General features: G+C 71.7%; 8 protein-coding genes. 7 read left to right on the top strand and 1 reads right to left on the bottom strand.

Going from position 1 to position 9,048, the window contains the following annotated elements; translation table 11 throughout:
- The first annotated feature begins 319 nt into the window (after positions 1-319).
- Both CW362_RS41730 and CW362_RS41725 read left to right on the top strand, forming a co-directional pair.
- A complete protein-coding gene (locus CW362_RS41730; protein WP_103554800.1) occupies positions 320-2,371 on the top strand; it encodes a serine/threonine-protein kinase in 2,052 nt (683 codons plus the stop codon).
- Positions 2,372-2,559: 188 nt separating this feature from the next.
- Entirely contained in the window at positions 2,560-4,092 is a 1,533-nt protein-coding gene (locus tag CW362_RS41725) for a substrate-binding domain-containing protein (RefSeq protein ID WP_103554799.1), read from the top strand.
- 21 nt (positions 4,093-4,113) lie between these two features.
- On the opposite strand, the gene CW362_RS41720 is transcribed toward CW362_RS41725, so the two are convergent.
- Positions 4,114-4,857 (bottom strand): SLATT domain-containing protein, encoded by a 744-nt coding sequence (locus CW362_RS41720; protein WP_103554798.1) that lies wholly within the window; start codon positions 4,855-4,857, stop codon positions 4,114-4,116.
- A gap of 308 nt (positions 4,858-5,165) precedes the next feature.
- Here CW362_RS41720 and CW362_RS41715 point away from each other — a divergent pair, with 308 nt between their 5' ends.
- From CW362_RS41715 to CW362_RS41695, 5 genes are all read left to right on the top strand, one after another.
- Complete coding sequence (locus CW362_RS41715; protein ID WP_103554797.1) at positions 5,166-5,510, top strand: YbaB/EbfC family nucleoid-associated protein; 345 nt, start codon at positions 5,166-5,168, stop codon at positions 5,508-5,510.
- A gap of 87 nt (positions 5,511-5,597) precedes the next feature.
- Complete coding sequence (recR, locus tag CW362_RS41710) at positions 5,598-6,197, top strand: recombination mediator RecR (RefSeq protein ID WP_103554796.1); 600 nt, start codon at positions 5,598-5,600, stop codon at positions 6,195-6,197.
- Positions 6,190-6,849 carry a DUF5063 domain-containing protein gene (locus tag CW362_RS41705; protein ID WP_103554795.1) on the top strand — a complete coding sequence of 220 codons (660 nt, stop codon included), beginning with the start codon at positions 6,190-6,192 and terminating at the stop codon, positions 6,847-6,849. The genes recR and CW362_RS41705 overlap by 8 nt, the downstream gene beginning before the upstream one ends.
- A 310-nt stretch (positions 6,850-7,159) precedes the next feature.
- Positions 7,160-8,452: an aspartate kinase gene (locus CW362_RS41700; RefSeq protein ID WP_103554794.1), complete on the top strand. Its 1,293-nt coding sequence runs from the start codon at positions 7,160-7,162 to the stop codon at positions 8,450-8,452.
- The coding region (locus tag CW362_RS41695) for an aspartate-semialdehyde dehydrogenase (RefSeq protein ID WP_276313768.1) at positions 8,449-9,048 on the top strand (600 nt) is incomplete at its 3' end. The genes CW362_RS41700 and CW362_RS41695, both read left to right, overlap by 4 nt.

Below are 9,048 nucleotides of genomic sequence, written 5' to 3'. Positions count from 1 at the left end.
GGGGGTTGGGCTGAGGGGTCATGCGGCGAAGCGTAAATGTCCACGGACCGGGCGCGACATCGGCGTCCTGTCTGCGGTCGGGGGCTTTCCGCGACAGTCTGTCGGGCTTGGCCGGGGGGTGCGCCGGACCTCCGAGGACACCGGTACGAGCGCCGGGCGACCGTCCGGGACGGTTCCCGGAGGGGCGTCGAGGACGAGGGCGGACCCGTTACCGAAACGGCACCAGTCGTGACGGAACCGTGGACACCGCCCCGTCCACCTCCCCGTATGGCGCACTATCCTCGGTCTGTTGCACATATGGGGGAGGGTGGGCACTGCCATGGAGAAGCTGGGGGCGGGGGATCCGCAGCAGATCGGGGCGTACCGGCTGCTGGCGCGGCTCGGCGCCGGGGGGATGGGGCACGTCTATCTCGCACGCTCCGACCGGGGACGTACGGTCGCCGTCAAACTCGTCCGGCCGGAACTCGCCGAGCAGGAGGAGTTCCGGGCCCGCTTCCGCCAGGAGGTGCAGGCCGCGCGCCGGGTCGGCGGGCTGTGGACCGCGCCCGTCCTGGACGCGGACACCGAGGCCCCGATCCCGTGGGTCGCCACCGGCTATGTCGCCGGGCCCTCGCTACAGGCCGTCGTCGGGCGCGACCACGGCGCCCTGCCCGAGCGTTCCGTGCGCATCCTCGCCGCGGGTCTCGCGCACGCGCTCCAGGACATCCACGCGGCGGGCCTCATCCACCGCGACCTCAAGCCCTCCAACGTCCTCGTCACCATCGACGGCCCCCGTGTCATCGACTTCGGCATCGCGCGCGCCCTGGAGACGGTGACCGACGGCGGTCTGACCCACACCGGGGCGCTCGTCGGCTCACCCGGGTTCATGGCTCCCGAGCAGGTCCGCGGCGACCGCGTCACGCCCGCCTGCGACGTCTTCTGCCTCGGCTCGGTCCTGTCGTACGCGGCCACCGGCACCCTTCCGTTCGGCGCGGCCAACAGCGGTGTGCACGCCATGATGTTCCGCATCGCGCAGGAGGACCCCGATCTGACGGGGGTGCCCGAGGGGCTCGCCGACCTGGTGCGGGACTGTCTGCGCAAGGACCCCGGTGCCCGGCCGGGTCTCGACGAGATCCTGGAGCGCACGGGCGCGGAGGACACCGTCGCGGAGGGACGCACCCTCGACCCCTGGCTGCCCGGCTCGCTGGTCGCCCAGCTCGGACGGCACGCCGTGAAGCTGCTCGACACGGAGAACCCCGACCGGGGACCGGCGCAGCTCCCGCCCGGTGCTCCGGCGCCCGGCGCGGTCCCCGCCCTGCCGCCGGCACCCGCGGCGCCCGTCGCCACCCCGGACTTCTCCAAGCCGCCGTCCGGCTCGCCCGCTTCCTCGGCCTCCGCCTCCTCCTCGACGCCCTCCGCCTCCTCCTCGGCACCCGCCGCGTCCGCCGAGGCATCCCCGGAGCACGCGCCCACGCCGGCCGAGGGGGGCGCCACCCCGCCCCCGGCGGGCCCCGTGAACCACCTTCCGACCGTGGCCGCGAGTCCGGGCCCGACGCCGCCTCCTCCGGCGGCGCCGGCCGGTCCGCACCCGGCCTACGGCTACCCGCAGCAGCACCCGGGGGTCCCCGGCCGGGGACCGGCCCACCCCGCGTACGGCTATCCGCAGGCAGGCTGGGGCCCGGCCCAGCCGCCGTACGGCTCGACGCCCCCCTACGGTCCGGGCGCCGCGGGCCCCTACGCTCCCGGCGGCGTGACCCCGCCCTACGGTCCGACCCCTCCGTACGGCCCCGGAGCCGTCCCGCCCGGCCCGGAGCCCGCGCGCAGGAGCGGCCGGTCCACCGCCCTTCTCGTGGTCGTGGCCCTGGTCGTCGCGCTCGGCGCGGGCGGCAGCGTGTTCGCGCTGCTGAACGGCGAGGGGGGCGGGGGCGGCCAGGACGACCCCAAGGCGTCCACCAAGGCCTCCGGCGAGACGACACCGGGGCCGAGCACCTCGCAGCCGCCGACCACCGCCTCCGCGTCGCCCAGTGCATCGGCGACGCCGGGCGGCACGGTCCCGGAGGCGTTCCTGGGCACCTGGGACGGCGTCATCGACAACGCGAAGGGCCATCACACGCGCCGGATGACGATCCGGCAGGGCGGTGTCGGCGACCCGGTGCTGACGATCGTCGCGGACGGCTCGTCCGGCTACCACTGCGTCTTCGAGGCCGACCTGACCGAGGCCCCGGCCGCCGGCGGACCGCTGGAGATCGGCCCCTCCCGGGTCACCGTCGGCAGCCCGGAGAAGGGCTGCAACCCGGGCGACGCCACCGAGGTCACCCTCCTGACGGACGGCCGGCTGAACCGGGTGAACATCAGCACGAACGAGTCGCTGGCCTTCACGAAGAGCGGCTGATTCCTCGGGCCGCCCCGGTCCGCCGTCCCGGTCCGCCGTCGCGGACCGTGGGCGGTCCGGGGCCCGGGGAACGCGCCGACGGCCGGGCCGCCCACGGCCGCCGAAGTTCACTTCCCGTATGTGGGTTGTTTCCGGCCAGAGCCGTACGGTGACCGCACCGCAGGGCAGTGCTCGGGGGAGTGGCTCACGTGGAGTGGCTGAGCGCAGAGAACGTCGTGGCCGTCGGGACCGCCGTCATCGGTGTCGTCTCCTCCGCCGTGATGGTCTGGTACGAGCGGAGGGTGCCGCGCCGCAAGACGGTCGGCTACCGCGTCCAGATGGACAACCCCATCGGCGACGGCGTCCGCTCGGGGCGCGCGAACGTGCGGCTCGGGCTGTTCGACGAGACACCCGGCATGTCCGACGCGACCCTCGTCCTCCTGCGGATCGAGAACGACGGCTCGCAGAGCATCGCCGGGGACGACTACACCAGCCACGAACGGCACGGTCTGACCGCGGTGTTCACCGACCGCACCGTCCGCGGTGTGTCCGTGACCCAGCCGCCCGGCACCGACCATCTGATGGACCACTTCACCCCGGCCGCCGGTCTGAGCTACGAGAACGGCACTCTGCGCATCCCCCGGGTCCCGCTCAACCGGGGCGAGCACTTCAAGCTGCTCGTCCTGCTGTCGGGCGGCGACGTGGGATGTCCGGTACGGATCGTCGGCGGCATCCGGGACGGTGAGGTCCGGCCCAACCGCAGCACGACACCGGACGACCAGCCGCCGCTGTTCAGCCGGGCGGCGCGGCTGTTCACCGTGCTGCTGACGGTGTGTGTCGTCACGCTCGCCCTGATCGTCGTGCTGCGCGACGGCACTCCGCCCCCGATCGGCTGCGAGCGCGGCACGCTGGCCATCACGGGTTCGACCGCCTTCGAGCCGGTGGCGCGCGAACTGGCCGAGAAGTACGAGCACGACTGCCGGGGCTCCACGATCACGGTGGACACCCACGGCAGTACGGCCGGCGTGCGCGAACTCGACTCGGCGGGGCACGCGTCGAAGAAGGGGTCCCCGGCCCTCGTCGCGCTCTCCGACGGCCCCAAGCCGGGAGCCTTCCCGCGGCTGCGGGAGAACCGGGTCGCGGTGTCGGTGTTCACGCTGGTCGTCAACGACGCCGTCCCGGTCAGGAACCTGTCGCCGGCCGACGTGCGGCGGCTGTACCGCGGCGAGATCGGCAACTGGAAGCAGCTCGGCGGGCCCGACCTGCCCGTCCTCCTGGTCAGCCGGGACGCCGACTCCGGCACCCGGCAGGTGTTCCAGCGCCGGGTCCTCGGGCGCGGGGAGATCGCCAACTCCTCGCTGGACTGCGTCCACAGGGACGACGCGACGGCGCCGGTCGTGCGGTGCGAACTCGACTCCACGGAGCAGGTGCTGGCCACGGTCGCCAGGCTGCCCGGCGCGATCGGGTACAGCGAACTCAACGACGCCACCGGGCGCGAGGGCCTGCACCGGATCGGCCTCGACGGCCACGCCGCCTCCGTCGAGGACCTGGAGCACGGCACCACGGACTACCCGTACCGCGAGATCGAGTACGCCTACACCTACGGGCAGCCGCCCGCCGACTCCCTCGCCTCCAGTTTCCTCTCCTACGTCGCCCGGGGCAGCGGTCAGGACGTCATCCGCACCCACGGCCATCTCCCCTGCGGGACACCGGTCGGGCTGAGGATCTGCGGAGCCGGGTGACGCCGTGGTGCTCCGGACCGGTCACCGGGGCTCGGGCGGGCGCTGGCGGGGCATGTTCGGGCGGGTTCCCGGCGGCAGCGGGGTGCGTCCGTTCAGCGGCGGCCCGTCGGTCCGGGGCGCTCCCGTCGCCGCCGACTGGATCCCGAGCGGCGCCGGGCCCGTGCGGAACTCCACCATCCAGTCCGCCGTCTCGGTGCGCACCAGTTCCGTGACGTCCTCGGAGAACCTCCGCAGCACCCCGATGCACCGGTCGGCCGCCTCGCTGGCCGTTCCGTCGGCGGGCCCGAGGACCTCCCGGACGCTCTCCGACGCCCAGTCGAACTGAAGCGCCTGGAGCCGTCGCTGCACGGCCTGCGCGGTGGCCACGTCCCTTATCCATCCGGAGGTCACCCCGAAGAACCGGTCGACGGCGACGCAGGAGACCGCGAGCAGCAGCGCCAGATATCCCCACGGAGCCGCCCCCGGCACCGATCCGGTGAGGTCGAGCAGCGGCAGCGCGGCCCCGGCGACGGCCCCCAGCGAGGCACCGCACCGCAGCAGACGCGCCGACCGCCGCTTCCACACGCGGTCGGAGAGGTACCAGGCGGCCGTGTCGAGCGCCCCCTGCTCCACCCAGCGGTAGAGCTCGTGGAGCCGCTCGGCGGGCTCCCCCCAGTCGCCGAGCGGGAACGGCCGGCCGGTCAGGTCGCCCGGCCGGGGCCCCGCCGCGCCCTCGCTCCGCCCGTCCTGGAGCGGCCCCTCCGGCTGCATCTCCGGCTGACTCACCCGGCACTCCCTAGTTGACGACGGTGACGACGGCGATGACGGACGACGGTGACGACGGTGACGGCCCTGACACTGCGTGACGTCATGTGACGCATGGTGTAAATGCGCCGCACCCTTCCTACCGCCCAATGGGTGGCGATGGACCGGGTTTACCGGCTTTTCCGCCCAGAAGTGGGCCTTGATCAGGTATAGGCGGTGCTGCGATGTCACTCGAAAGAGTGCTTGGGCGACGGGCCGGTCGACCACGTAGGCTCGTGCTGGACAGGAAAAGACGCTCGGACAGCCGTACTCGAAACCAGGAGCTGATCGTGATTCCCGGTGGTGGCCAGCCCAACATGCAGCAGCTGCTGCAGCAGGCCCAGAAGATGCAGCAGGACCTGGCGAACGCGCAGGAGGAGCTGGCGCGGACGGAGGTCGACGGCCAGTCGGGCGGCGGCCTGGTGAAGGCGACCGTGACGGGCTCCGGAGAGCTCCGCGCCCTGGTGATCGACCCGAAGGCGGTCGACCCCGAGGACACCGAGACGCTCGCGGACCTGATCGTCGCGGCCGTCCAGGCGGCGAACGAGAACGCGCAGGCACTCCAGCAGCAGACGCTCGGCCCGCTCACCGCGGGGCTCGGGGGCGGAAGCGGCATCCCCGGTCTGCCTTTCTAAGACCGGCGGCATCCAACTACCGTACGCACCAGGAAGAAACAGTAGGACGGGACCAGGCGGTACCGGAGCACTCGGAAAGGCAGTCCGTTGTACGAAGGCGTTGTTCAGGACCTCATCGACGAACTGGGGCGGCTCCCCGGCGTCGGTCCCAAGAGCGCGCAGCGGATCGCCTTCCACATCCTGCAGGCGGAGCCCACGGACGTCCGCCGGCTCGCGCAGGCCCTCATGGAGGTCAAGGCGAAGGTCCGCTTCTGCGCGACCTGCGGCAACGTGGCGCAGGAGGAACTGTGCAACATCTGCCGCGACCCGCGCCGCGACCTCTCGGTGATCTGCGTGGTGGAGGAGCCGAAGGACGTCGTCGCGATCGAGCGGACGCGTGAGTTCCGGGGCAAGTACCACGTGCTCGGCGGCGCGATCAGCCCGATCGAGGGCGTCGGCCCGGACGACCTGCGGATAAGGGAACTCCTGGCCCGCCTGGCCGACGGAGCGGTCACCGAGCTCATCCTGGCCACGGACCCGAACCTGGAGGGCGAGGCCACGGCCACGTATCTCGCCCGCATGATCAAGCCCATGGGCCTCAAGGTCACCCGCCTGGCCAGCGGCCTCCCGGTGGGCGGCGACCTGGAATACGCGGACGAGGTCACACTCGGCCGCGCCTTCGAGGGGAGACGACTTCTAGATGTCTGACGCCACGCTGCACGCGACCAGCCAGGACCCCGACGACTTCGTGGTCCAGATCGCGGACCAGGTAGAGAGCTTCCTGGTCGCCGTCAACGAGGTCGCCAAGGGCGACGAGCCGGACTCGGCCGTGCCCTTCCTCCTGCTGGAGGTCTCCCAGCTCCTCCTGGCCGGCGGCCGTCTCGGCGCGCACGAGGACATCGTTCCCGAGGAGCGCTACGAGCCGGACCTCGGCCCGGAGGCGGACGTGGACGAACTCCGCGAGCGCCTCGCCGTGATGCTGGAGCCGATCGACGTCTACTCCGAGGTCTTCGACCCCTACGAGCCCCGCAAGGCCCCGGTCCCGGCCCGTATCTCCGACGACCTCGCCGACGTCATCACCGACCTGCGCCACGGCATGGCCCACTACCGCGCGGGCCGCACCACGGAGGCGCTGTGGTGGTGGCAGTTCTCCTACTTCTCGAACTGGGGCTCCACCGCCTCCGCGACCCTGCGCGCCCTGCAGTCCGTGGTGGCCCACGTCCGGCTGAACCAGCCCCTGGAGGAGCTCGACGGCCTCGACACCGACCAGGACCTCGGCGAGGAGATCCTCGCGGAGGAGGCCGGCAAGGTGATGGCGGAGGAGATCGCGGGTCCGCTCGGCCTGCGCACGGTCAAGTAACCGCTCCGGGCCCTCTCCCCGCCTCCGGTCCTGTTCCTGCGACCTCCTCCGATCCCGTTCCCGTGCCCGCCTCCGGTCCTGGCCCTGTCTCCGGTGTGAGCTGGGGCACTTTCGGAGTGACGGCGTTCCGGTACGGGCAGGTGCCGTCTCGGAGCGGCCGGACCTCCCTTGTGGACCTGACAGCCCGGAGTGATCACGTCGTGAGCGGGACATCTCACGATGCGATACCCCGGAAGGGAAATCCGGCCGCTCGTTAGACTGAGCCGACCGCAGTAGTGCGGTGCAGAGACGGACTGAGCGAGGAGCGCACGTGGGCCTTGTCGTGCAGAAGTACGGAGGTTCCTCCGTAGCCGATGCCGAGGGCATCAAGCGCGTCGCCAAGCGGATCGTGGAAGCGAAGAAGAACGGCCACCAGGTGGTCGTCGTCGTTTCCGCGATGGGCGACACGACGGACGAGCTGATCGATCTCGCCGAGCAGGTATCTCCGATGCCCAGCGGACGAGAGTTCGACATGCTGCTGACCGCCGGAGAGCGGATCTCCATGGCCCTGCTGGCGATGGCGATCAAAAACCTGGGCCACAGCGCCCAGAGCTTCACCGGCAGCCAGGCAGGCGTCATCACCGACTCGGTCCACAACAAAGCGCGGATCATCGACGTCACCCCGGGCCGTATCCGTACGGCGCTCGACGAGGGCAACATCGCCATCGTCGCCGGCTTCCAGGGCGTCTCGCAGGACAAGAAGGACATCACCACGCTGGGCCGCGGCGGGTCCGACACCACGGCCGTCGCGCTCGCCGCGGCGCTCGACGCCGAGGTGTGCGAGATCTACACCGACGTGGACGGCGTGTTCACCGCCGACCCGCGCGTGGTGAAGAAGGCGAAGAAGATCGACTGGATCGCCTTCGAGGACATGCTGGAGCTCGCCGCCTCCGGCTCCAAGGTGCTGCTCCACCGCTGCGTGGAGTACGCCCGCCGTTACAACATCCCGATCCACGTCCGGTCGTCCTTCAGCGGACTCCAGGGCACCTGGGTCAGCAGCGAACCGCTCGTTCAGAAGACTCAGCAGCAAGGGGACCAGAAGGTGGAGCAGGCCATCATCTCCGGTGTCGCTCACGACACCTCCGAGGCCAAGGTCACGGTCGTCGGCGTCCCGGACAAGCCGGGTGAGGCCGCCGCGATCTTCCGCGCCATCGCCGACGCCGAGATCAACATCGACATGATCGTGCAGAACGTGTCGGCGGCCACCACCGGCCTGACGGACATCTCCTTCACCCTCCCGAAGACCGAGGGCCGCAAGGCCATCGACGCCCTGGAGAAGGCGAAGAGCGTGATCGGCTTCGAGTCGCTGCGCTACGACGACCAGATCGGCAAGATCTCGCTCGTCGGCGCCGGCATGAAGACCAACCCGGGTGTCACGGCCGGGTTCTTCGAGGCGCTCACCGACGCCGGGGTCAACATCGAGCTGATCTCGACCTCGGAGATCCGCATCTCCGTCGTCACCCGCGCCGACGACGTCAACGACGCCGTCCGCGCCGTGCACACCGCCTTCGGGCTCGACTCCGACAGCGACGAGGCAGTCGTCTACGGAGGCACCGGGCGATGACCCGACGACCGACGCTCGCGGTCGTGGGAGCGACCGGAGCCGTCGGCACGGTCATGCTCCAGATCCTGTCCCAGCACGCGGACATCTGGGGCGAGATCCGTCTGATCGCCTCGCCGCGCTCGGCCGGCCGCAAGCTGGCCGTGCGCGGTGTGGAGGTCGAGGTGGCGGCCCTGTCGGAGGAGGCCTTCGACGGGGTCGACGTCGCCATGTTCGACGTCCCGGACGAGGTGGCCGCCCAGTGGGCGCCGATCGCCGCCGCCAAGGGCACGGTCGTCGTCGACAACTCCGCCGCCTTCCGGATGGACCCGGAAGTGCCCCTCGTCGTCCCCGAGGTGAACCCGCACGCCGCGCGCGTGCGCCCGCGGGGGATCGTCTCCAACCCGAACTGCACGACCCTGTCCATGATCGTGGCGCTGGGCGCCCTGCACGCCGAGTTCGGGCTGCGTGAACTCGTCGTCTCCTCGTACCAGGCGGTCAGCGGCGCGGGCCGGGCGGGCGTCGACACCCTGCGCCGGCAGATGTCCCTGGTCGCGGGCACGGAACTGGGGAACAGCCCCGGTGACGTGCGCCGGGCCGTGGGCGACGACACGGGCCCG

Source organism: Streptomyces populi, from assembly GCF_002911015.1.
Taxonomy (GTDB): Bacteria; Actinomycetota; Actinomycetes; order Streptomycetales; family Streptomycetaceae; genus Streptomyces; species Streptomyces populi.
Note: the sequence above shows the minus strand (reverse complement) of the source record. Positions and strands in the feature narration are given on the sequence as shown.

What these genes read in the sequence shown, in the direction of transcription:
- CW362_RS41730 (WP_103554800.1), top strand. Translation starts at nt 320, where the DNA reads ATGGAGAAGCTGGGGGCGGGGGATCCGCAGCAGATCGGGGCGTACCGG.
- CW362_RS41705 (WP_103554795.1), top strand. Translation starts at nt 6,190, where the DNA reads ATGTCTGACGCCACGCTGCACGCGACCAGCCAGGACCCCGACGACTTC.